A 23,593-nucleotide genomic window follows, 5' to 3' on the forward strand; every position below is an offset into this window, starting at 1 on the left:
TGCCGGTCAGTGGCCGTCGCCCTCGACCGGCGACTTCTCGGAAACGTTGCGCTCGACGTCCGTGCCTGCGTCGACCGGGACCTGCATGGTGACGTCGCCGGCCTCGGCGAAGGTGAACGTGACCGGAATGGTCAGGCCCGGGCGCACGCCCTCCTTCAGGCCGGTGAGCTCGACCTGGGCGACGGACGGGGTATCGGAGGACTCCGCGGCCTCGGCGGGACGCGGGGACTCGTCGGTTGCGGCCTCGGCGGTCGCGTCCTCGGCGAGGGTCTCGCCGGTCAGGCCGGCCGAGATCGACGCCTGCGGCTCGATGCGCAGACCGGACACGCCGGTGGTCGACGACGCGAAGTCGGTGGTGATACGCGTCAGCTCGTCGGGAGTGGTCTCGCTCAGGTTCACCACGGTGAAGCCGAGTGCGGCCTTGCCTCCGGGTTCGAGGCTGTACTCCTCGGAGTCCGGGTAGATCACGTGCACGTTGCGCAGCGCGATGTCCCCGAGTTCGGCGCTGTTGCCGTTGACCGCTGCCACCTGGGTGGCGGTCTGGCTGATCTGGCCGGCGCCGCAGGCGGACAGCGTGAGCGCCGCACCCGCGGCCAGGGCGAGAGCGGTCGCGACTCGGCGAGTCGGCGCTTTGAGAGCAGTCACGGGTTGTCCTCCACTCGAGTAAGGCTCGCAATCCACTAGGCAGAGTAGTAGTCGAAGAGCGCCGAGTCTGCGCCGGGGGCGGAAGTCGTGGCTTTCGTCCTGCCCGGACCGACTCGGCGGGGCCGCCGGGGGCCGCCCCGGGCGACGTGTCGAATATCACGGGATACACGGAACCGGTTGGCTGTCAAGTCCTACGCGCGCGCCTCTGTGCCCCTGACCTGCGCCGTTGATGGGAGCCGGATGTGAGCACGTGTTAAACTCGAAGAATCGAAAGGGGCACGGGACACATGATTTTCAAGGTCGGAGATACCGTCGTATACCCCCATCACGGTGCGGCGCTGATCGAAGCTATCGAAACTCGCACCATCAAGGGTGAGCAGAAGGAATATCTCGTTCTGAAAGTCGCCCAGGGCGACCTGACGGTTCGGGTACCTGCGGATAATGCGGAATACGTCGGTGTTCGCGACGTGGTCGGGCAAGAAGGCCTCGACAAGGTTTTCCAGGTGCTGCGCGCACCGCACACCGAAGAGCCGACCAACTGGTCGCGGCGGTACAAGGCCAACCTCGAGAAGTTGGCCTCCGGAGACGTGAACAAGGTCGCCGAGGTCGTGCGCGACCTGTGGCGGCGGGAGCAGGACCGCGGCTTGTCCGCAGGTGAGAAGCGAATGCTGGCCAAGGCCCGGCAGATCCTCGTCGGCGAGCTCGCGCTCGCGGAAGGCACGGACGACGTCAAGGCCGACAGCCTGCTCGACGAGGTGCTCGCCGCCGCCTCCTGAGCGGCCACGCGCACCGCAGAACTGCAGATGAACGATCGCAACGGGCCGGTCGTCGGAATCATTCCGGCGGCCGGCCGTGGTGTCCGCCTGGGCGAATCCCTGCCCAAGGCGTTCGTCGAACTCGACGGGCGCACGATGCTGGACCGGGCCGTCGAGGCCATGCTGACCTCGGCGGTGGTCGACCGGGTCGTCGTGGTGGTGCCGCCGGACCTGGTGACGTCCGTCGCAGCCACGGCGCCGCCGCAGGTGCAAGTGGTGGCGGGCGGCGCGGAACGCACCGATTCGGTGCGCGCCGGACTGGCGGCCGCGGAGGACGCCGCCCACGTCCTGGTGCACGACGCCGCACGCGCCCTGACCCCACCGGAGCTGTTCGCCCGGATCGTGGCGGAACTGCGCGGCGGTCGTCGCGCGGTGATCCCGGTGCTGCCGGTCGCAGACACCGTCAAGAGCGTCGACGGCGCGGGCCGGGTCACCGGCACCCCCGACCGGTCCGCTCTCCGCGCGGTGCAGACGCCGCAGGGATTCGCCGCCGACCTGTTGCGCCGAGCCAACGCCGGCGCCGGCGACGCCACGGACGACGCGGGCCTCGTCGAGCGTCTCGGCGAGAGCGTGTACACCGTTCCGGGCGAACCGCTCGCCTTCAAGATCACCACACCGCTCGATCTGGTCCTGGCCCGCGCCGTGCTCGCGGCCGGGACCCCCGTCGGACAGGAGAGCTGAGTGCGCGTCGGGATCGGTACCGATGTCCATCCGATCGAACCCGGACGGCCGTGCCGGCTGGCCGGGTTGCTGTTCGAGGATGCCGACGGGTGCGCAGGGCATTCGGACGGGGACGTCGCGGCGCACGCGCTGTGCGACGCCCTGCTCTCCGCGGCCGGTCTCGGCGACCTCGGTTCGGTCTTCGGTACCGGCCGCCCGGAGATGCACGGCGCGAGCGGGGTGTCGATGCTCGCCGAGGTGCGGCGCCTGCTCGACCTGCAGGGCTTCACGATCGGGAACGCGGCCGTCCAGGTGATCGGGAACAGGCCGAAGATCGGTCCCCGCCGCGACGAGGCGCAGCAGGTGCTGTCCGAGGTCCTCGGGGCGCCGGTGTCGGTGTCCGCGACGACGACGGACGGGCTCGGGCTGACCGGGCGCGGCGAGGGCGTCGCCGCCGTCGCGACGGCACTCGTCCTTCCGCGCGACGACGACCGGTAGGATTGCCGGTCGTGACCTTGCGCTTGTTCGACACCGAATCGCGGGCCGTGCGGGATTTCGTTCCGCTGATCCCCGGCCGGGCTTCGGTGTACCTCTGTGGCGCGACGGTCCAGGGCGAGCCCCACATCGGCCACGTGCGCAGCGGCGTCGCGTTCGACGTGCTGCGGCGCTGGCTGATGGCGAAGGGCCTGGATGTCGCCTTTGTGAGAAACGTCACAGACATCGACGACAAGATTCTGCGCAAGGCCGCCGAGGCAGGCCGCCCCTGGTGGGAGTGGAAGACGACGTACGAGCGGGCCTTCGCGCACGCCTACGATCGGCTCGGAGTGCTGCCGCCGTCCGTGGAGCCGCGCGCGACGGGCCACGTCACCCAGATGGTCGAGCTGATGCAGCGCCTGATCGACGCCGGCCACGCCTACGCGGCCGACGGCAACGTGTATTTCGACGTGCTCAGCTACCCCGAGTACGGCCGGTTGTCGGGGCACCGGATCGACGATGTCCACCAGGGGGAGAGCGCGGGGAGCGGCAAGCGGGACCCACGTGACTTCACCCTGTGGAAGGCGGCCAAGCCGGACGAGCCGTCGTGGCCGACACCCTGGGGTCGCGGCCGCCCGGGCTGGCACCTCGAGTGCTCCGCGATGGCCGAGTACTACCTCGGGGAGTCCTTCGACATCCACTGCGGCGGCATGGACCTGGTCTTCCCGCACCACGAGAACGAGATCGCCCAGGCCAAGGCTGCCGGCGACGGGTTCGCGCGGTACTGGCTGCACAACGGCTGGGTGACGATGGGCGGCGAGAAGATGTCCAAGTCGCTCGGCAACGTGCTGTCCATCCCGAATGTCCTCGCCCGGGTGCGCCCGCAGGAGCTGCGCTACTACCTGGGCAGTGCCCATTACCGGTCCATGCTCGAATACTCCGACGCGGCTCTGCACGAGGCGGCGGCGGGGTACCGCGGACTGGAGTCGTTCGTCCTCAAGACCCGGGACCGGGCCGGCGAGATCCCGGTGGGAAAGTGGACCGAGGAGTTCGCCGCCGCCCTCGACGACGATCTCGGCGTGCCGAAGGCGCTCGCCGAGATCCACGGTCGGCGCAGCGAGGGCAACAAGGCGCTCGACGCCGGCGACCTGGACACCGCGGTGCACATCGCCGGACAGGTACGCGCCATGCTCGGGATCCTCGGGGTGGACCCGCTCGACCCGCACTGGGCCGAGGTGGCCGGCAGCGATTCGGCGGCCCTCGAGGCCCTCGAGGTGCTGGTGTCCGCAGAGCTCGAACGCCGGCAGGCGGCGCGGGCTGCGAAGAACTGGGCGCTCGCCGACGAGGTGCGCGATCGATTGACGGCGGCGGGCATCGAGGTGACCGATACGCCCAACGGACCCGAGTGGTCCCTGAAAGCAGGGCAGTGATGGCTGGTAATTCTCAGCGACGAGGTGCGGTCCGCAAGGGCGGCACCAAGAAGGGACAGGTCGTCGGGTCCGGTGGGCAGCGCCGCCGCGGCCTCGAGGGCCGCGGTGCCACCCCCAAGGCCGAGGACCGTCCCTACCATCCCGCCGCGCGGCGCGCCCGTGCTGCGGCGAAGACCGCCGACAAGCGCGGCCGCAGCACGGCCGGCCGCAAGGGCGAGGACGGCCCGGAGATGGTGCTGGGCCGCAACCCGGTGGTGGAGTGCCTCCGCGCGGACGTTCCCGCGACGGCGCTGTACGTCGCCGTGGGCGCCGAGGCGGACGAGCGACTCAAGGAGGCCGTGCAGCGGGCCGGGGACGCCGGCATCTCGATCCTGGAGGTCCCGCGCGGCGAGCTCGACCGGCTCACCGCCAACGGCATGCACCAGGGCATCGGATTGCAGGTTCCGCCGTATCGCTACGCCCATCCGGACGACCTGCTGGCCGTCGCCCACGACAACCACGAGCGGCCGCTGTTGGTGGCTCTCGACAACATCACCGACCCGCGGAACCTCGGTGCGGTGATCCGGTCGGTCGCAGCGTTCGGCGGCCACGGCGTGCTGATCCCGCAGCGTCGCAGCGCTGCCGTCTCGGCGGTGGCATGGCGAACCAGCGCGGGTGCCGCGGCCCGCCTCCCCGTCGCCCGGGCGACCAATCTGACGCGCACCCTCAAGGACTGGCAGTCCCGTGGGGTCCGGGTCGTCGGTCTGGATGCGGGGGGCGATACCACCCTCGACGATTTCGACGGTACGGACCCGGTGGTGATCGTCGTCGGCTCCGAAGGCAAGGGGCTGTCCCGACTGGTCCGCGAGACGTGCGACTCGATCCTGTCGATCCCGATGGCCGGTGACGTGGAGTCGCTCAATGCGTCCGTCGCTGCCGGTGTCGTGCTCGCGGACATCGCGCGTCAACGCCGCATGCTGTAGTTCCGTCGGCCGTGCGGCCGGTGTCGTTCCGTCGGCCGTGCGGCCGGTGTCGTTCCGTCGGCCGTGCGGCGGGGGTCGGGGAACCGTTCCGCTTCCGGCCGCGTCGAATCGGGTAGAGCTGATCGACAGCGGACGGGGGACACATGGCACAACGAACCGAATTCACGGGACGGATCGGAATCGATCCGCCGCTGAACCGACACGAGATCGACTTTCTCGTCGCGTTCGCCGGACCGGCCAGTGGCCCCCACCGGTCCCCGGCCGACGGGCTGCCCACCCGGGGGCGACCGCTGTCGTGGTGCCAGTGGGTACCCACCGCCGACGGCGCCGCGCTGGTGTGGAACGGCGGCGAGTGCTTCTACTTCTACACGGAGTGGCTGGCCTACCTGATCGACACCTTCCTCTCGCGCCGGGCGCGGCTGCGACGTGCCTCGCGTGCGGCGGTCCCGTCCGGGAACTTCACGTTCGATCACGTTCTCACCGGCACGGTCGACGTCCGCACACCGGCCGGCACGCTGCGACGAATCACCGTGCGGGACAACCATGTCCAGGAGTGTGTCGTCGCCGGGCCGAGTCCCGTGGTCCGGCCTCCGGGAGATGTGGCGGTGTCCTGAGCTGTTTCGCAGTCATCGCGTGAGGGTGGCGACGAACCGCACCCGATGTCCCGGCCCGAGCTGCGCGGCGACGGGAAGATCGGCGGGCAGGACGACGGCGATCACCGGGTGGTCGCCGACGACGGGATGGTCGGCCAGGAACAGGATGGGGTTGCCGTCCGGGGGGACCTGCACCGAGCCCGGGGCGGTCGGCTCCGGACGATCGGTTCCGCCACGCGCGAGATGCAGCTTGCCGGGTCCCTGCAAGCGGATGCCGATGCGGTCCAGCTGCGGGGTCACGGCCCATGTCTCGTGCAGCAGCGCATGCACCGAACCGGCGCTGAACTCTCCGGGGTGCGGGCCCAGATGCACGCGGAGCAGTGCCGGGTCCTCGGGCGGGGCCGGTGGCGGGATCTGTTCCTCGCCGGGTAGCTCGCCCGTCAGGGTGCCGACCGGTATCCGGTCGCCGTCCCTGAGCCGGTCGGGCCCGGTCCCGGTCAGGGTGTCGGTGGATCGGCTGCCGTGGGTCTCGGGCACGTCGATTCCGCCGCGTACCGCCAGATACGAGCGCACTCCGCTCGTCGGATTACCGAGGGCCAGCACGGCGCCGTCGTCCAGCCTGAGCACCGAGTAGTCGGCCTCGGGGTGGCCGTCGACGGTGACCGGCACGCGGGCGCCCGTCACCGCAACGACGTTCGCGCCGATGCTGCGCACCGTCAGACCGCCGGCGGTGATCTCGAGCGTCGCCGCAGACGGGTCGTTGCCGACCAGGCGGTTCGCAGCGTCGTGCGCCGTTCGGTCGGCGGCGCCCGATACGCCCAGCCCCTGGTCCTCGCGTCCCGGCCGGCCGCGGTCCTGGACGGTGGTGAACATTCCGCTGTGGACGACTTCGAGCCCTTGCATGGGGGAAATTGTCCTCGCCCCGCCGCCTGCGGAGGGCGCGTCCGGGGGATCTCGCTGCCCCCGAACATATCCGTCCCGGACCGGCGGTCGGCGATCAGCCGGCGAGCGACACGCAGCCCCTCCGAGCGACGGCGAGGCGCGCCACATCTTGCCGAAGTAATACGGTCGATCGTATGCTCATCCGCATGACGACAGTATCGAAGCCGCTCACCGAGGACACCGATCCGCACGTCCTGCCACCGGCCACGGCCGCCGCGATGCTCGAGGGTGCACCGTGGAAGCGGTACGCCGTGTTCGGCGACAGCCTGTCGGTGGGCGCAGGCGATCCCACGCCCGGCTACGACAACCTCGGATGGCCCGCTCGGGTCGAACGGGTTCTTCGAATGGTCGAACCCGACCTCCGATACCTCAACACGGCGCGCATCGGTGCCACCACGGCGCAGGCGCTGGAGGAGCAGGCCGAGCGGATCGCCGCCTTCGAACCCGACCTGCTGCACGTCAACAGCGGTGCGAACGATCTCCTGCGCCGCAATCCCGACTGGGATCGGATCGAAGACGGACTGCGCACGATGTACACCTGGGCGGCGGGGACCGGCGCCCAGCTCAGCGTCCTGACGTTGGGTCGCGCATTCGTCATCCCGGCCTTCCCGGACTGGACCGAGCGTGTCGCCCGCCTCAACGACATCACCCGGAAACTCGCCCGCGAGTTCGACGCCGTCCTCGCCGATTCGTGGGACCACCCGCTCAACGACCGCGAGAACCTGCTGAGTGAGGACAAGATTCACTTCGCCACCACCGGGCAGGCCGTCCTCGCGACGTTGGTCCTCGAACAGCTCGCGGCCCGGGTGGGCGCCGACCGGGCCTAGGGCGTGTTTCATAAGCGGTCGGGCCGGAGCCACTGATTGATAGCCGCGATTCGGACGGTGGCGGTATAGCGGACCGCGAGTTTGTCGTATCTGGTTGCCACCGCGCGGTTCTGCTTGAGCTTGTTGATACCGCACTCGACAGCATGACGCTGCTTGTAGTGCTCGGTGTCGAACTCCGGCGGACGCCCACCGGACGACCCCTTCCGCTTCCGATGGGCGGCCTGATCGGACTTGACCGGAATGGTCGCGCGGATACCGCGTCTGCGCAGGTAGGCGCGGTTTCCGGTGCTGCTGTATGCCTTGTCGGCCAGCACACGATCCGGCCGGGTACGCGGCCGACCGCGGCCGGTCCGCGGCACACCGATCCCGTCGAGAACCGCGGTGAACTGCGGACTGTCCCCACTCTGACCGGCGGTGACCACGATCGACAACGGTTTGCGGCCCTGCTCGCAGGCCAGGTGGGTCTTGGTGGTCCACCCACCACGCGACCGTCCCAACGCGTGATCATCCGGTTCGGTCTCCACCCCGCCGGGTGGCTCGATCTGCTGATCGCCGTCCCCGCGGGCCCCGGCCGCATGCTGGTGGGCCCGCGCGATGGTCGAGTCGACGCTGACGTCCCACACGATCGCGCCGGCAGCGTCGGCGAGCGCCTGCAACGCCGTCAGGATCTGTGCCCACACTCCGCCGCGTTGCCAGCGACGGAACAGCCCGTACACCGTCTGCCACGGTCCGTACCGGGCCGGGATGTCCCGCCAGGGGGTACCCGTGCGGGTCCGCCACCGGATACCGTCGATGAGCTGGCGTTTCGTCCACTTCGGCGGGCGGCCCGCCTTCTTCCCTCGGGGCAGCAGCGGAGCCAACCGCGCCCACTGCGCGTCGGTCAGGTCTGCTCGCCCCGGCACCGCTACGCTGGGCACGAGGTCTCCGGTATTCAAGGTTTTGCTTGGTCGCTAAACCCAGATACCGGAGACCTCGCTCATTCAGTGGCAGCGACACACCTACCGTGTCCGAACTCCCTCACAGTGAGCACTTTTGAAACACGCCCTAGGGGCAGGACTGGATCCGCCACGAAATCGCTGGAGAATCGGGTGACGTAAAATTCACCGCATGTCGAGCGCGACACCCCCGTCGTCGGGAACGGCAAGTCCGCTTGTCGGTGACATCACCGACAAGCGGCTTCTTCGGGGTGCCCGCACTCGTCGCGCGGTCCTGGACCGGGCCGTCGACCTCGCGTCGCTGGACGGTCTCGAGGGGCTGAGCTTCGGACGCCTCGCCACCGACACCGGTCTCAGCAAGGCCGGTATCCAGAGTCTGTTCCGTACCAAGGAGGCGCTGCAACTCGCCACCGTCGATCATGCCCGGTCGATGTTCGTCGATTTCGTCGTTCGTCCTGCCCTGTCCGAACCCCGAGGGGTGGCGCGGATCCGGGAGCTCATCGGACGCTGGATCGTCTACGCGGAACGGCCACTGTTCGCCGGCGGCTGTTTCCAGGCCGCCAATCTGACGGAGTTCGACAGCCGGCCCGGCCCGGTTCGGGACGCGCTCGCGCGCAACCAGCAGGAGTGGGTCGACGCGCTCTCCGGCGAGCTCGCCGTCGCCGTCGAGAACGGTGAAATCGCCGATCTCGATGCGGATCTCGCGGCATTCCAGATCGACGCGGTGCTGCGGTCCGCGAACACCGCCATGCGCCTCGGAGACGGAGCGGCGGGGGACAAGGTCCGACGCATCGTGGAAGGACTGCTGCGTCCGCCGGGGCGAACCGTCCGATAGGGCACGGTCTCACGCGTGTGATCCGGCGCGATTCGATGACGGGCCCCGTGAGTCGGGGACCTCCGACTTCGTTGTGGGGCAACAATATGCACAGGAACGTCCAACTCGTCGGAATCCGGGTGACCGGTCCGAGCGTCGTCGAGGTTGTTCGCCGACAGGTTGACGCCGGGGGTGCCCTCGGGCATGATCATCGGCAACGGCGCCGCCGTCGGTCCGACCGGCCGATGGGGGCGCCGGCGCATGGCTGTCGAGACAGCGGCCACACCGGGTAGGGGACCCCGGTGGCAGGTCATTGGGGGGATTCACCGTTACGGCAACACATCTGGATGTCGGTGTACAACGAGGTCGCCGACGTCCAGGTTGCCGTGCCGGTGATTGATCAGAATGGGCACAGCGCATGATCCTTGGCAGACTCGCCGACGTGGCATGGCGTCTACCTCGCACCGTGGTCGGGGCGGCGATGCTGTTCCTCGTCGTCGCAGGTGTCTATGCAGCGCCGGCCGCAACCCGGCTGCCGTCCGGTGGATACGATGTTCCGTCATCGGAATCAGCTCGGGCAGAACAGATTCTGGACCAAACGTTCCGAACGGGTGGACTGCCGGTGGTGTTCACGGTCACCGACCCTGCGGGAGCCGGCAGCGTGCGAGCGCGCGGCGAATCCTCCAGGATTGTTTCGGCACTGCAAGATTCGCCACACGCGGGCCAGATTGCGTCGTACTGGACTGCACCCTCCCCGCTCGACCAGGCCCTGCTGAGTGCGGACCGGAACACCGGGCTGGTCGTCGCACGAATCGCCGGCGACGATCGGGAGGCACCGATCAGGGCGCACGAGATCGCGGCGTCCCTCGTCGGAACCCGCGACGGTGTGACCGTCACCGCCGGTGGTCAGGCCATCACGTACTACGAAGGCACACAACAGTCCCGAAGTGATCTGATCCGGCTCGAGATCATTGCGGTACCGCTGACCTTCATCGCGCTGGTCTGGGTGTTCGGCAGTCTCGTCGCGGCGCTGCTCCCGCTGCTCGTCGCGGCTATCGCTGTCGTCGGCACCGGTGCCTGCCTCTGGGCGCTGTACGCCGTCACCGACGTCTCGGTGTTCGCGGTGAACCTGGCGACGGGCCTGTGCTTGGCTCTCGCGGTCGACTACACGCTGTTCATCGTCAACCGATTCCGTGAGGAACGGGATGCGGGGACCGACGCACACGCGGCGCTGGTACGCACCATGCTGACGGCCGGCCGGACCGTGTTCTATTCGGCGCTGACCATGGCGGTGACCCTGGCGACGTTGCTGATCTTCGAACCGTATCTGCTTCGCTCCCTGGCATATGCCGGACTTGCGAGTGTCGGATTCGCGATGGCGGGTGCGTTGTGCGTCGCGCCGGCGCTGATCGTTCTCGCAGGAGATCGCATCGACGCACTCGATGTGCGAAAGCCGCTGCGACGCTGGTTCCGTCGCGAAGCCGTGCCGATCCGCGCCGTCGAGGATTCGTTCTGGTACCGCACGTCGGCGGCGGTGATGCGACGACCGGTCGTCGTCCTGGTGACGCTCACGATCGCGCTGCTGACCCTCGCGTGGCCGTTCCAGGGTGTGCAGTTGGCGTATCCCGACGACCGGGCGCTGCCGGAGTCGACGACTTCGCGGCAGACGGGCGACATTCTGCGAGCCGATTTCGCCCAGGACTTCGCCGGCTCGACCCCGATCGTTCTGACCGGTGCAGTGACGACCGTGCCGCAGGTCGCGGACTACGCGAGGGAACTCTCGACAATCGACGGTGTCCTGTCGGTCAGCAGCCCCGGCGGGGTGTATGCGAAGGGCATGCAGATCAGCCCACTCCGAGTCGATTCGGCAATCTCCGGTGACAGCGCATACGTCACGGTCTCGACCACGAAGGACCCGTACTCGCAGGAGGGCAAAGAGCAGCTCGAACGGTTGCGCGAGGTCCGGTCGCCGGCACCCACACTCTTCGGCGGCCTCGCGCAGCGTGACCTCGACAACGTGCACGGCATCACCGACCGCGTGCCCGTCGCAGTCGCGCTGATCGCTCTCGCGACGTTCGTGCTCATGTTCCTGATGACCGGCAGCGTGGTGCTTCCGGTCAAAGCGCTGGTCACCAACGCCCTCTCGCTCACAGCCGGATTCGGCGCCATGGTGTGGATCTTCCAGGACGGCAACCTCGGGGGTCTGGGTACCACCGCGACCGGACACGTCACGGCGTTCGTTCCACCCCTGCTCGCTGCCATTGCCTATGCGCTCTCGATGGACTACGAGGTCTTCGTGTTGTCGCGCATCCGCGAGGAATGGCTGGCGACCGGGAACAACCAGAGGTCGGTGTGTGCCGGCCTGGCGCGGACAGGTCGCATCGTCACGGCCGCCGCGGTCGTCATGACGGTGGTCTTCCTGGCGATCACCGCCGGGGAGGTTTCGTTCATGCGCGGACTCGGCCTCGGACTGACCATCTGCGTGCTGGTGGACGCGTTCGTGGTGCGCACGTTCCTCGTCCCGGCCGTCATGGCACTGACGGGCCGGTACAACTGGTGGGCGCCCGCGCCGCTGGCCCGATGGCACGCCAGACGCGGATTCCGCGAAGGGGAAGCGGTCCCGATCCCAGAACTACGAAAAGAGCAGTCGCTGTGGACAACCTGAACAGATTCGAAACCGAGGCCACGCATGCGGTCGCGCGGGCCGAGTGGTTTCTCGCACTGGTGGTCGTCGTGGTGCTGGCCGTCGCCCATCTCGACGAGATCGACTGGGTGGCGTTCGTCGCGCTCTTTCTGATCATCGACATCATCGGCTACATTCCGGGCGCGATCGCGTACCGGCGCAGCGCGGATCACGCGGTTGCGAAGGGCTACTATGTCGCCTACAACGTGATGCACAGCTTCCTCACGGCAGCCGCGATTGCGGCGGCATGGTCGCTGATCTTCGGTCCGGAATGGGCGCTTCTCGCACTGCCGATCCATCTGTGCGGAGACCGAGCTCTGTTCGGAAACACCATGAAGCCGTTCGGAATCTCGTTCGAACCGGTGAAGCATCCGGAGTTCGATGCCTTCGACCGTGCCTACCACCGCGTCGGTGTCCGCTCCGACGATTCCACGAACCACAGGGGGTTTCGACGTGCGCTTCCTCGCGCGTGAACGTGCCGTACTCGAGCAGTTCCTGCCGGGACTCGACGACGCGCTGGCCGATGTCCCGCTCGCGGACCTCGAGGGCAGTGCGGCCCTCGGTATCCCGCTGCTGCGTGATGCCGGCGGAGCCGGACTCGTGATTCCGGTCGAATACAAGGGCAAGGGCGCGAATGCTCTCGATGCCGTCAGGATCCAGCGGGCACTGGGCTCGCGGTCGCCGTCCCTGGCCGTGGCGAGCACCATGCACCACTTCTCCGTGTCCAGCCTCGTGCTGCTCGCCGAGACCGGGGGGAAGGAGTGGCTCGTCCTCGAAGCGATCTCCGCGAAGAACATGCTCGTCGCGTCCGGATTCGCGGAGGGCCGCCCCGACGGCCACATCCTCACCCCGACCATGGACGCCACCGTGACGGCCGACGGGGTCCGGGTCAGCGGGACGAAACGACCGTGCAGTCTGGCGCGGTCCATGGACCTGCTCACGGCCAGTCTCCGGCTGCCCTCCCCGGACGGTCGCGGGGACCGGCTGGCCGTCGCCCTCATTCCCGCCGACGACCCGGGTGTGACGGTCGCTCCGTTCTGGTCCAGCTTCGCTCTCGCCGGCGCCGAGAGCGATCAGGTGACGATCGACGACGTCCTGGTGCCTGCGGATCTGGTGGTACTCACGGAGGTGACCGAGGACGGGCGGCTCGACGCCGTCCAGACCGCGGGTTTCGTGTGGTTCGAGCTGCTCATGGCCGCCTCGTACCTGGGTGCGGCCAGCGCACTGGTCGAGCGTGTGCTGTCGGTGGAACGATCCGCCGACGTCGAGCGGATGCAGCTCGTCTCGCGCACCGAGAGCGCGCACGCGGCGATCGAGAACATCGCCCGGCAGGTCCCGCACGCGCAGACGGACGCGGGGCTCCTGGCCGACACCCTGTTGGTGCGGTACGCGGTACAGGACACGATCGCGTCGGTGGTACCCCGAGCGGTCGAACTGCTCGGTGGCATGAATTTCATGACGTCGGACGACGTCGGATACCTCGCCGCGGCCGTCAACGGCCTCGGCTTCCACCCGCCGTCGCGCACGCGAATGGCGGGACCGCTGACGCGCTATTTCGCGGGCAGCCCCCTCGAGATCGCATGAGGAGCGAAGAATGACGTGGCGTAGAAAGACACTGTTGTTGACCGGCGGCTCCGGCGTCGTCGGACGGGCACTGATCGACGAACTGTCGCACGACTTCGACGTGGTCTGCATGCGCAACCGCAACCCGGTCGACGACGTCCGGGTCAGCGAGTTCGCCGGGTCCTTCGCCGAACCGCGGCTCGGCCTGTCCGCCGGCGACTACGCCGTGCTGTCCCGCCGGGTGGATGTGATCGTGCACGCGGCGGCGGCAACCAGTTGGCGGGAGGACCCGCGACGGATTCGTGAGGTCAATCTCGGTGGCCCGACGGCATTGCTGGAGCTGGCGACGCAGGCATCGGCGCCGCTGTACTTCTTCAGTACCGCCTTCGTCGCGGATCCACCTTCGGCACAGGGACATTCGCCGGGAGCCGCGGCCTATGTGCAGTCCAAGATCGAAGCCGAGGCGCTCGTCCGGTCGCATGCCGTGCCGAGTGTGATCGTGCGGCCGTCGATCGTCATCGGTGATTCGGCGGACGGGCGGATGGCGGCGTTCCAGGGTCTGCACGCCGTGCTGGGAGCGATCGTGCGGGGCGCCGCACCGATGATCCCGATGCCGGCGAACGCTCTCATCGACTTCGTACCGCAGGACCTGGTTGCGGCCGTCATCGGCCGGCTCGTACGTCAGGAGGTCACCTCCGGCGAGTACTGGCTCACAGCCGGCGACCAGGCATTGTGTGCACGGCAGATCATGGACCTGTGCATGGGCCTGGCGGGTGACCTGGGTCTGTCGACGCGGGAACCGCGTCTCATCCCGACCGAAGCCGTGGACCGCCTGATCCTTCCGCTGCTGGAGGATTCGCTTCCGGCCCCGCTCCAGGCGAAGTTCCGCGATCTGCTCGAGTTCGCCTGGCTCTTCCAGAGCGCCGACCCGTTGCCGAACTCGCTGCCGGAACTGGGCTTCGCCGCGCAGGTCACCACGGAGGAGCTCCGGAAGACGGCCTACCTGTCGATGCGCTACTGGGCGCAGGTGAAGGGGCTCGTGGCCGGCGACGACGACGGGCGGGCGGCGTGACCGCCTCGGGCGTCCGGACCGGGATCGAGGACCTCTGCCGTGCTCACCAGGGCAGCGGGCGGGCCGCTCTGGGCCGTCTGCTCGGGGGCATGGAGGAGATCGCGTCGGAGGGCGCCTGGGTCGTCGTCGCGGACGGTCGGCGCTTCCTGAACTTCGGCGGCCACGGGGTGTATCTGCTCGGGCACCGGCATCCGGAGGTGACGGCAGCGGTGCACCGGCAGATCGACACGCACCCGATGTCGACGCGCGTCTTCTTCGAACCCGCGGGCGTGCACGCGGCGGCGGCACTGTCCGCCGTCACGCCTGCGGGCCTGGACCTCGTGCACTTCGTCAACTCGGGCGCCGAGGCCACCGAGGCGGCGTTGAAGCTGGCGCGGGCACATGGCAAGACCGAGATCGTCACGACCGTCAACGGCTTCCACGGCAAGACCCTGGGGGCACTGAGTGTCACCGCCCGCCCGGTCTTCCAGAGGCCGTTCGAGCCGCTGCTGCCGGGGGTGACCGCCGTGCGGTACGGGGACGCCGCCGAACTCGACGCCGCGCTCGCCCGGGTCGCGGGCCGGGGCGTCCTCATCGTCGAGCCGGTACAGGGTGAGGGAGGGGTGATCGTGCCCCCTCCCGGCTATCTCGCCGCCGCGGCCGATCTGTGCCGACAGCACGACGCGCTGTTGATCGTCGACGAGATCCAGACCGGTCTGGGGCGCTTGGGCACGTGGTGGGGTATCGACGACGCTCGGATCGTTCCGGACATCATGCTCGTCGGTAAGGGACTCTCGGGCGGTGTCGTCCCGATCTCCGCGATGGTCGCCACAGCAGAGACGTATCAACCGTTCGCCAAGGACCCGTACCTGCATTCCTCGACCTTCGCGGCCTCGCCGATCGCGTGTGCGGCAGCCGCGGCGACGATCCGGGTCATGCGCGACGACGACATCGTCGGCAAGGCGGCGGATCTGGGCCGGCGCCTCGTCCACGCCGTCGGGAACGCCGTGGCGGCTCACTCCTCGGCGCACCGCATCGAGGTCCGCGGCCGCGGACTGCTGATCGGCATCGAGTTCGACGATCCTCGATCGGTCGGAGACCTGTACCTGAACCTCGTCGATCGCGGGGTTCTGGTCAACCACTCCCTGAATTCGCCGACAGTGCTACGTCTCACCCCGCCGGCCGTCCTTTCCGACGGTGAACTGGACTTCTTCCTGACCGCGTTCACCGACGCGCTGTCCGCTGCCTTTTTCGCCTGAGCCCTACAGCAAGGAGAACCCCCATGCGCAGTGTCACCATGTCGTTCGTCCTCCCCGGAATCGACCCGAGCGCCGCCTTCGACCGGATCGGCGACTTCGAGAGCTACCCCCGATTGACCGAGGCTGTGGTCGCGGTCGAGGTGGCCCCCGGGGACGCCGGCGAAGTCCGGTCCAGCTGGACCGTCAAGTTCCGCAAGGGGCTGCTGCGCTGGACCGAGCACGATGTGCTCGACCGCGACGCCGGAACGATCGCGTTCACGCAACTCGAAGGGGACTTCGAGGTGTTCGACGGAACCTGGCGCATCGGCCGGACGGAAGACGGCGCGTCGGTGGTCTTCGACGCCCGGTTCGACCTGGGCATTCCGTCACTGGCCGACATTCTCGACCCGGTCGCCGAGGGTGCGCTGCGCGAGAACATCGCCCTCATCCTGTCCGGGTTGTTCGGCGAGATACGACAGCCGGCGCTGGCGGTCGACGCGTGACCACCACCCAGGACGCCGCGCAGCACCTCGCGCGGCGAGATGCGCTCGCCGTGCTGCGGGACTACGCCCGGAGTTCGTCCGCGTTCCTCGCACTCAACGAGGGCAACCGGTACTTCACGGTGCCGGGTCGCACCGGGTTCGTCGCCTACCGGCCGGTCGGCCGACGTTACTGGATCCAGTTCACCGGTGCCGTCACCCCCGAGCACGATCGATCCGCCGTCGACCATGCCTTCGCCGAAGCGGCGAAGCGCGCCGGGAAACGGGTCGTGGCCGTGCAACTGGAGCGGTCCGATGCCGAGCGCGCAGCCGCGAACGGATGGGTGGTCAATCAGTTCGGATCCTCGTACAGCATCGACCTCTCCGCATTCAGCCTGCGCGGCCGGAAGTTCGTCAAGACCCGCAACATGATCACCCGTTCGCGTCGTGAGGGGGTGACCGTGCGCGAGGCGACGCCGGAGCAGCTGACCGACCCCGCGTTCGCCACCCGACTGGACCGGCTCGATGCCGCGTGGTTGCGGAACAAGGGGCGTCACGTCAAGGGACTCAGGCTGATGGTCGGGGAGCGCGGCGGCGAGGTCCAGGAGCAACGCCGGCTCTTCGTCGCCGAAGCCGCCGGCCGGATCGTCGCGTACATCTCCTACTCGCCCGTCTTCGGCGAGAAGGCCGGCTGGCTCTACGACTTGACGCGGCGATCCCCGGACGCGCCACCCGGCGTTGTCGAGCACATCTTCGCCGAGGCGGCACAGGTGCTGCGCGAGGACGATGCGCCCTGGCTGCACCTGGGGCTCACACCGTTCGTCGGCATCGACCCGGACGCTGCTCTTCCGGGTGCGTCCCGCATGCTGAGCACCGCAACAGGACTGATCGCGAAGCACGGTTCGGCCGTCTATCCGGCCGCGAGTCAGCTGGCCTTCAAGCTCAAATGGCGTCCCACCCTGGTGACGCCGGAGTACATCGCATTTCCCGGTCGTGTTCGCCTGCGAGACCTCTGGAGTCTCGCCCGGGCGACGAATTCGCTCTGAAAGGAGGAACAATGGTCGATGCGACCCGGTGCCTGGACACGGCACCGATCTGGAAGCAACTGGCGGATTACGTCCCCGATGCACCACGACTTCGCGGGTCGGCCGGGGCCGACCTCGTGGTCGTCGGCGCCGGACTCGCCGGACTCACCGCGGCCTACTACGCGGCCAGGGAACGGCCCGAACTGAACATCACCGTCCTGGAGGCCGGCCGGATCGGATCGGGGGCGACGGGCGCCAGCACCGGCATCGTCGGTCCCGGTCTGAAGATTCCGCTCGCGTCGCTGAGGAGGAAGTACGGCGACACCACGGCGCGCGCCGCCTTCGGCGCCTCCCAGCACGGGGTGAACCTGCTGCGCGAGCTCATCCGGACCGAGCAGATCGACTGTGATGCGCGAGAGGAACCGCACACGCTCGCGGCGCTCACGCCTCGTCAGCGCGAGCGGATGGCGGCCCACCTGATGCACCTCGAACAACTCGGCTACGGCGTCGAGTGGCTCGGGCCGCAGGACCTCGTCGAACGGGCGGGACCGGGATACGTGGCCGGATTCTCGTACGAGAACGTGCTGCTCGTGGATCCGTACCGCCTGCTGCTCGGTCTGGCCGACGCACTACGCCGCCGCGGTGTCGAGATCCACGAGCACAGTCGTGTCGTCGACATGCAGCCGGCACGAGGGGGTGCGACCAAGCTCTACACCGCGTCGGCCGACATCACCGCGGACCGTGTCCTGTTGGCCGTGGACGGGTACGCGCAGAAGCTCAATCCCTTCCCGAACTCGGTGGTGACGATCCGAGCTCACGTACTGGCCACCGACCCGCTGAGCTTCGAACAGCGCGCCGCCCTCGGCTGGAACGGTCGTGGCGGAATCATCGACCAGCGAAACTATTTCAACTACTACCGAATGACCGCCGACCACCGGCTGGTGTTCGGCGGGGGACCGGTCGTCGTACCGACCGGCGATCCCGTCCCCGACGCCCGCACCGCGGATGCGGTACAGCAGAGACTTCGTCGCGAGATCGGTGAGAGATTCCCGATTCTGAAGGATGTGCCGGTGGTGGCGAGATGGACTGCGCTGGCCGGGAGCACCGAGGACCGGCTGCCGGTCGTCGCTCCGGTGCCCGGACGGCCCGGTGTCCTCTACGCGGGCGCCTGGTGTGGTCACGGTCTGTCGCTCGCCGTGGATTCCGCCTGGCGCTTCGGGCGGACGGTGGGCGGCAGCGCGGCCGACAGCACCCTGCCGTGGACCCGCCTGCGGGGCCTGACACTTCCGAAGCCCGCGCTCGAGGCCGGCACGAGGGCATACCTGCGGATGCTCGACCTCGCCGATCGGCACGACCTGCGGACCGGATCGCCGAAGTCCCGGGAGGACGTGCCCGGACGCGTCGCTCCGGCCGAGGAAGGAGTCTTCTCATGAGCGCGAAGATCGATTCGGCCGTCCTGGCGCCGCCGACGGACGACATCCCGCCCGGTGCCGGGACGCAGGATCCCGTGCCGCCGAGCGGTGCGGGATCCTGCGAGGGGGCGAGCAGCTCGAGCTCGACCGGTGAACCGTGCATCGAGACCGCCGACATCGTGATCGTCGGCGCCCGGATCGCGGGGTGTGCACTCGCCGTCCGCTTCGCGGAGGCGGGAAAGCGCGTGGCGCTGCTCGATCGTGGTGAGCGGGAAACGGATGTGCTCTCCACCCACTACCTGCAGGACCTGCGGCTGTGGGACGAGCTGGGTGTGCTGCGTGAGTTGCACGAGTTCGGTGCTCCACCACTGCATTCCACTCGAACGGTCATGGACGGAGTGGACATGTCCGTGCATCACCCGCAGTGGCCGCGGATGTGTGTGCGACGGTCGGGCCTCGACGAGCTCCTGCGCCGCAGGGTCGAAGCCGTCGGGGTGCCGGTGCGCACCGGCGTGACGGTGCGACGGCTGCTGAAGGAGAACAACGGACGGGTGCGGGGGGTGCTGGCGACGAGAGCCGACGGCAGCGAGATCCGGATCCTGGCACCGCTGGTCGTGGGTGCGGACGGCAGGAACTCGACGGTTGCCAAGCTCGTGGGTTCCGCCAAGTACGCGGTCACCACCAACGATCGTGATGCCGTCTGGCGGTACTACCGGAATCTGCCGGTGCCGCCCGAGTTCCAGCTGGTTCGTGACGGCCGCGACATCTACTTCATGGTCCCGTGCGACGACGGCCTGACCCTGGTGGTCGCCCAGCCGCCCCGCGACGACCCCCGCGACTACCGGAACAGGGAGGTGTTCGAGGAGAACGCGCAGCGCATCATCCCCACGTTGCGCGGTCTCATGGCCGCCGCGGAACAGGTCGGTGACGTCCGCCAGGTACGTCGGATGGACGGCTACTTCCGGGAGGCGGCGGGACCGGGCTGGGTGCTGATCGGCGACTCCGGGCACTTCAAGGACGTCATCACCGGCCAGGGGATCTCCGATGCCCTGCGGCAGGTGCGGATGTTCACCCGCACGGTGCTGCCGGAATGGGGGAGCCCGCGCACCATCGACCGCGCTACCCGACGGTGGTGGAAGGAACGCGACGCCGAAGCGCGTCCGATGTACTACTTCTCCCGGTCGATCGGACTGGGTCTTCCGACCAATTCGGTGGACATCGAACTGTTCCGATACATCAGTGCGTCCCGGCGGCGCAGGGACAATCTCACGCTCATGCTGAGGCACGAGTACAACCCACGCAGGCTGATGGGTCTGCCCGCGGCGGTGTCCATGGTCCGTGCCGCGAGTCGGCCGCACAACTCGGTGGTCTCCGTCGTCGACGATGCGCGGGCATCGCTGTACCGGCAGTTCGGCCGGAAGCAGGCGAGGTGACGTGACGGTGCACAATCGATTCCAGCCCGGCTGGCGGCATCCCGATCTCGGCGAACGCGGCGACGTGCGTATCGGGTCGGGGGCGGTACGCTACTTCGAACGCGGAGACGGCGAACCGATCGTCCTCGTCCACGGCGCGATGGTCAACGCGAACCTGTGGCGCCGAGTCGTGCCCCCGCTGTCGACGCAGTTCCGGTGCGTGACGCTCGACCTGCCGTTCGGATCGCACGACGTCGGCGTGCCCCACGTCGACCTGTCACTCCCCGGGCTGGCGCGACTGGTCGTCGACTCGATCGAGACGCTCGGGCTCAGTGGCGCAACCGTGCTGGCGAACGACACGGGCGGCGCGGTCGCGCAGCTCGTCGTCGCACAACGTCCCGATCTCGTCGGACGCCTGGTCCTCACCTCCAGTGATGCGTACGGTGACTGTCCGCCCGCGGCATTCGGCTTCTTCAAGCTCGCGGCGTCGGTGCCGGGAGGCCTGCTCCCGATTCTGGCGCCGATGACGGTGCGGTCCTTGCGGCGTCTGCCGATCGCCCAGGGCTGGCTCACCCGACGAGCACTTCCGCCCCACATCTCGGATTCGTATGTGCTGCCGGCGATCCGGAATCGCGGAGTGCGTCGGGACCTGGCGCGAGTGGTGACCGGTCTGCAGTCGCGGCACACACTGGAAGCAGCGCGGCACTTCGACAGGTTCGACAGTCCCGTCCTCGTCGCGTGGTCCCGGGAGGACCGATTCTGTCCGCCTGCCAATGCGCACCGGCTCACGAGGGACTTTCCGGATGCACAGCTGGAGTGGATCCAGGACGCCTACACCCTCGCACCCGAGGACCGACCCGAGCGGGTGGCCGCACTCGTCTCCCACTTCATCACCACGACCGAAACGAGAGTCCCACATGACCGATGATCGTCGCGCATGGTGGCGCCATCGCAGTCTCGGCACACGGCGCGAGCTCACACTGTCCACCGGCCGGCTCGCCTACTTCGAGGCCGGTGCCGGTGAACCGATCGTTCTCCTCCACGGTCCACTCACGAATGCGAACGTCTGGCGCAAGGTGGTTGCCGCTCTGTCCGGGCGCTTCCGCTGCATCGCGCTGGACCTTCCCTTCGGCGCCCATTCCGTCCCGATGCCCGACGCGGATCTGTCCTTCGCCGGATTGGCGGCGATCGTGACGGAGGCGCTCGAAGCACTCGATCTGCGTGAGGTGACGCTGGTCGGCAACGACGGCGGCACCCCCGTCGCTCAACTGGTTGCCACGACGCGGCCGGACCTCGTCCGACGGCTGGTCCTGACGGCCGGCGGTGCGTACGACAACTGCCCACCGCGGCGGTACCGGGCGATCATGAAGGCCATCGCCTACGCGCCGGCGGCGCGTGAACTGATCCTCGGCCCGTTGCGCATCCGGGCCCTGCGGCGGCTCCCGATGTCCTACGGCTGGCTCGCGCGTCGACCGGTCGAACCGGCCACCTCCGACTCGTGGGTCCTCCCGGCCCTCGAGAGCGACGCTGTCTACGCAGACCTCCGCCGTATGCTCCGCAGCCTGGAACCGAGCGCTGTCCTCGCGGCCGCAGAGTCGTTCGGCGACTTCCCGGGGCCGGTGCTGGTCGTGTGGTCCCGGGAGGATCGCGTGTTCCCACCCGAACACGCCGAGCGTCTCGCCGGGGATTTCGCGGATGCCGGACTCGAGTGGATCGCCGACTCGTGTTCGCTGCTTCCCGAGGACAAACCGTTCGAAGTGGCACAGCTGCTCGCGGACTTCGTGCAGCGCACCAGCTCGGTGCCGGCTGCCGCAATCTCGACGAACCAGGAGAGCTGAGACGATGCTGGAAATCAGTAGACCCGAGGTGGCCGACGACACCCGCACCTTCGACGTCGCCATCATCGGTGGCGGCATCGGCGGAACCGCGCTCGCGGCGATCCTCGCCCGCAACGGCGTCCGGGTCGTGATGATCGAAGCCGGCGGACACCCACGCTTCGCGATCGGGGAATCGACCGTGCCGGAGACGATCGTCGGGCTGCGGGTGCTGGCGCGTCGCTACGACGTCCCGGAGCTGGGATACCTGGCCGGGCACAACACACTTCGCCGGAAGGTCAGTGCCGCATCCGGTGTGAAACGCAATTTCGGATTCGCGTACCACCGCGAAGGAGAGCCGTTCGCGGCCGAGGAATGCACACAGCATCCGACGTGGAGCCCGCCCATCGGCCCGGATTCGCACTTCTTCCGGCAGGACGTCGACGCCTACATGTTCCAGGTCGCGCTGTCGTACGGTGCGACGGGTCTGACCTACACACCGGTCACCGCGGTCGACTTCGACTCCGACGGGGCGACCATCCGGACCGCGTCGAGCGGTGACTTCCGGGCCGGCTTCGTGGTGGACGCGGGAGGCATGCGCAGTCTGCTGGGCGAGCAGCTCGATCTGCGCATCGACCCGCCGTACCGGACCCGGTCCCGCACGATCTTCAACCACTTCGTGGGTGTCGAACCGTTCGACCGCGTGGCCCCGCCGCGCAAGCAGCACCTGATGCCGAGCCCGTTCTCCCAGGGAACGCTGCACCACCTGTTCGAGGGCGGCTGGGCGTGGGTGATCCCCTTCGACAACCACGTGGGCACCACCAGTCAACTGTGCAGTGTCGGAATCAATCTCGATATCGACGTGTACCCGAAACGAGACGGCGAGACGCCGGAGGAGGAGTTCTGGGCGCACGTCGATCGCTTTCCCACGATCCAGCGGCAGATGCGGGCGGCCAGGGCGGTGCGGCCGTACACGTCCTCGAACCGGAGCCAGTTCGCATCGAAGCGGATCGTCGGCGATCGCTGGGTCCTGCTCCCGCATGCCTCCGACTTCATCGATCCGCTGTTCTCCAGCGGTCTCGCGGTCACCATGATGATCCTCAACGCACTCGGTCACCGTCTGATCTCCGCCGTCCGGGAGGACGACTTCTCGGTGGAGCGGTTCGAGTACGTCCAGACCTGGACGAAGCGGTCGTTCCGGTACTACGACGATCTCGTCAGCTTCTCGTACACCTCCTGGGACCACTTCGACCTGTGGAATGCATGGCACCGGGTGTGGTGCCTGGCCACCATGTACGGCGCCAACGCGCAGATGCAGACCGTCATGGAGTACGAGAAGACCAGGGACAAGGCGGTGTTCGACCGGTTGGAGCAACCGCCCTACCGCGGGCTGCAGGCCGTCGACAATCCGCGGTTCGCTGCGATGTTCGATGCGGCGTGCGCGGCGATGCAGGCATACCGCGACAAGGAGATCGACGCGACCGAGGCCGGCCATCGCATCCACGTCGCGCTGAAGGAGAGCGAGCTGGTTCCGTCCGCGCGCTGGACCGGTTGGCGAGCGCTCGACCCGGACAATCGTCTGCCCACGGGTGAGTTCACGCTGTGGGACATGACCCGGCTTCTGTTGTGGGGCAAGTACGCCAGTCCGCCCCACATCCGCGGAACCTACTTCACCAACGGATTCGCCGGAGTGGCGAAGGAAGCGGGCAAGTTGTATCTGTCGGAGCTGCGCCACGGCAGCGGGCTGAGCATGCAGGTGGCCCGCGACATGGTGTCGTATCGCAACCGGGACTGGCGTCGGGTCGGCGGACTCGACTAG

The 23,593-nt window shown here is 68.5% G+C and carries 23 protein-coding genes; 20 read left to right on the top strand and 3 right to left on the bottom strand.

Annotated elements, in window-relative coordinates:
* Positions 1-6 precede the first annotated feature (6 nt).
* On the bottom strand, positions 7-645 hold the full coding sequence (locus F1734_RS04830; protein ID WP_010594583.1) for a copper chaperone PCu(A)C domain-containing protein: 639 nt from the start codon (positions 643-645) through the stop codon (positions 7-9).
* Positions 646-932: 287 nt separating this feature from the next.
* On the opposite strand from F1734_RS04830, the gene carD reads away from it, so the two are divergent.
* The 6 genes from carD to F1734_RS04860 all read left to right on the top strand — a co-directional run bounded on the left by carD (position 933) and on the right by F1734_RS04860 (position 5,600).
* On the top strand, positions 933-1,421 hold the full coding sequence (gene carD, locus F1734_RS04835) for an RNA polymerase-binding transcription factor CarD (RefSeq protein ID WP_003935974.1): 489 nt from the start codon (positions 933-935) through the stop codon (positions 1,419-1,421).
* Positions 1,422-1,448: 27 nt separating this feature from the next.
* Positions 1,449-2,141 (top strand): 2-C-methyl-D-erythritol 4-phosphate cytidylyltransferase, encoded by a 693-nt coding sequence (ispD, locus tag F1734_RS04840; protein ID WP_010594582.1) that lies wholly within the window; start codon positions 1,449-1,451, stop codon positions 2,139-2,141.
* The gene (gene ispF, locus F1734_RS04845) at positions 2,142-2,618 is read left to right on the top strand and encodes a 2-C-methyl-D-erythritol 2,4-cyclodiphosphate synthase (RefSeq protein WP_010594581.1); all 477 of its coding nucleotides are present in this window, start codon (positions 2,142-2,144) and stop codon (positions 2,616-2,618) included.
* Positions 2,619-2,629: 11 nt separating this feature from the next.
* Positions 2,630-4,024 carry a cysteine--tRNA ligase gene (gene cysS, locus F1734_RS04850; RefSeq protein WP_140188260.1) on the top strand — a complete coding sequence of 465 codons (1,395 nt, stop codon included), beginning with the start codon at positions 2,630-2,632 and terminating at the stop codon, positions 4,022-4,024.
* Positions 4,024-4,986 carry a 23S rRNA (guanosine(2251)-2'-O)-methyltransferase RlmB gene (rlmB, locus tag F1734_RS04855; RefSeq protein ID WP_010594578.1) on the top strand — a complete coding sequence of 321 codons (963 nt, stop codon included), beginning with the start codon at positions 4,024-4,026 and terminating at the stop codon, positions 4,984-4,986. Before cysS ends, rlmB begins: the two co-directional genes overlap by 1 nt.
* A gap of 143 nt (positions 4,987-5,129) precedes the next feature.
* Complete coding sequence (locus F1734_RS04860) at positions 5,130-5,600, top strand: hypothetical protein (RefSeq protein ID WP_040273753.1); 471 nt, start codon at positions 5,130-5,132, stop codon at positions 5,598-5,600.
* Positions 5,601-5,612: 12 nt separating this feature from the next.
* Here F1734_RS04860 and F1734_RS04865 read toward each other — a convergent pair whose 3' ends face one another.
* Complete coding sequence (locus tag F1734_RS04865; protein WP_026137814.1) at positions 5,613-6,482, bottom strand: 5-oxoprolinase subunit C family protein; 870 nt, start codon at positions 6,480-6,482, stop codon at positions 5,613-5,615.
* A gap of 185 nt (positions 6,483-6,667) precedes the next feature.
* On the opposite strand from F1734_RS04865, the gene F1734_RS04870 reads away from it, so the two are divergent.
* Entirely contained in the window at positions 6,668-7,348 is a 681-nt protein-coding gene (locus F1734_RS04870) for an SGNH/GDSL hydrolase family protein (RefSeq protein WP_234420158.1), read from the top strand.
* 8 nt (positions 7,349-7,356) lie between these two features.
* Here F1734_RS04870 and F1734_RS04875 read toward each other — a convergent pair whose 3' ends face one another.
* Positions 7,357-8,250, bottom strand: a complete 894-nt coding sequence (locus F1734_RS04875) for an IS5 family transposase (RefSeq protein ID WP_203011788.1) — start codon at positions 8,248-8,250, stop codon at positions 7,357-7,359.
* A 205-nt stretch (positions 8,251-8,455) separates the two neighbouring features.
* On the opposite strand from F1734_RS04875, the gene F1734_RS04880 reads away from it, so the two are divergent.
* The 13 genes from F1734_RS04880 to F1734_RS04940 all read left to right on the top strand — a co-directional run bounded on the left by F1734_RS04880 (position 8,456) and on the right by F1734_RS04940 (position 23,593).
* Positions 8,456-9,118, top strand: a complete 663-nt coding sequence (locus F1734_RS04880) for a TetR/AcrR family transcriptional regulator (RefSeq protein WP_010594574.1) — start codon at positions 8,456-8,458, stop codon at positions 9,116-9,118.
* 397 nt (positions 9,119-9,515) lie between these two features.
* A complete protein-coding gene (locus F1734_RS04885) occupies positions 9,516-11,762 on the top strand; it encodes an MMPL family transporter (RefSeq protein WP_162919278.1) in 2,247 nt (748 codons plus the stop codon).
* Complete coding sequence (locus F1734_RS04890; protein ID WP_010594572.1) at positions 11,750-12,253, top strand: hypothetical protein; 504 nt, start codon at positions 11,750-11,752, stop codon at positions 12,251-12,253. Before F1734_RS04885 ends, F1734_RS04890 begins: the two co-directional genes overlap by 13 nt.
* On the top strand, positions 12,234-13,364 hold the full coding sequence (locus tag F1734_RS04895; protein ID WP_040273761.1) for an acyl-CoA dehydrogenase family protein: 1,131 nt from the start codon (positions 12,234-12,236) through the stop codon (positions 13,362-13,364). The genes F1734_RS04890 and F1734_RS04895 overlap by 20 nt, the downstream gene beginning before the upstream one ends.
* Positions 13,365-13,374: 10 nt before the next feature.
* Positions 13,375-14,415: an SDR family oxidoreductase gene (locus tag F1734_RS04900; RefSeq protein WP_225222885.1), complete on the top strand. Its 1,041-nt coding sequence runs from the start codon at positions 13,375-13,377 to the stop codon at positions 14,413-14,415.
* A complete protein-coding gene (locus F1734_RS04905; RefSeq protein WP_010594569.1) occupies positions 14,412-15,653 on the top strand; it encodes an aspartate aminotransferase family protein in 1,242 nt (413 codons plus the stop codon). The genes F1734_RS04900 and F1734_RS04905 overlap by 4 nt, the downstream gene beginning before the upstream one ends.
* A 23-nt stretch (positions 15,654-15,676) precedes the next feature.
* On the top strand, positions 15,677-16,135 hold the full coding sequence (locus F1734_RS04910; RefSeq protein WP_010594568.1) for a type II toxin-antitoxin system RatA family toxin: 459 nt from the start codon (positions 15,677-15,679) through the stop codon (positions 16,133-16,135).
* A complete protein-coding gene (locus F1734_RS04915; RefSeq protein ID WP_082061329.1) occupies positions 16,132-17,157 on the top strand; it encodes a bifunctional lysylphosphatidylglycerol flippase/synthetase MprF in 1,026 nt (341 codons plus the stop codon). Before F1734_RS04910 ends, F1734_RS04915 begins: the two co-directional genes overlap by 4 nt.
* A gap of 11 nt (positions 17,158-17,168) precedes the next feature.
* On the top strand, positions 17,169-18,569 hold the full coding sequence (locus F1734_RS04920) for an NAD(P)/FAD-dependent oxidoreductase (RefSeq protein ID WP_010594566.1): 1,401 nt from the start codon (positions 17,169-17,171) through the stop codon (positions 18,567-18,569).
* Positions 18,566-19,981: an NAD(P)/FAD-dependent oxidoreductase gene (locus F1734_RS04925; protein ID WP_010594565.1), complete on the top strand. Its 1,416-nt coding sequence runs from the start codon at positions 18,566-18,568 to the stop codon at positions 19,979-19,981. Before F1734_RS04920 ends, F1734_RS04925 begins: the two co-directional genes overlap by 4 nt.
* 1 nt (position 19,982) lies before the next feature.
* The gene (locus F1734_RS04930; protein ID WP_203011395.1) at positions 19,983-20,888 is read left to right on the top strand and encodes an alpha/beta fold hydrolase; all 906 of its coding nucleotides are present in this window, start codon (positions 19,983-19,985) and stop codon (positions 20,886-20,888) included.
* Positions 20,878-21,798, top strand: a complete 921-nt coding sequence (locus tag F1734_RS04935) for an alpha/beta hydrolase (RefSeq protein ID WP_010594563.1) — start codon at positions 20,878-20,880, stop codon at positions 21,796-21,798. Before F1734_RS04930 ends, F1734_RS04935 begins: the two co-directional genes overlap by 11 nt.
* Positions 21,799-21,802: 4 nt before the next feature.
* Positions 21,803-23,593 (top strand): NAD(P)/FAD-dependent oxidoreductase, encoded by a 1,791-nt coding sequence (locus F1734_RS04940; RefSeq protein WP_010594562.1) that lies wholly within the window; start codon positions 21,803-21,805, stop codon positions 23,591-23,593.

The sequence above is a fragment of the Rhodococcus ruber genome (genome assembly GCF_016804345.1).
Classification (GTDB): Bacteria; Actinomycetota; Actinomycetes; order Mycobacteriales; family Mycobacteriaceae; genus Rhodococcus; species Rhodococcus ruber.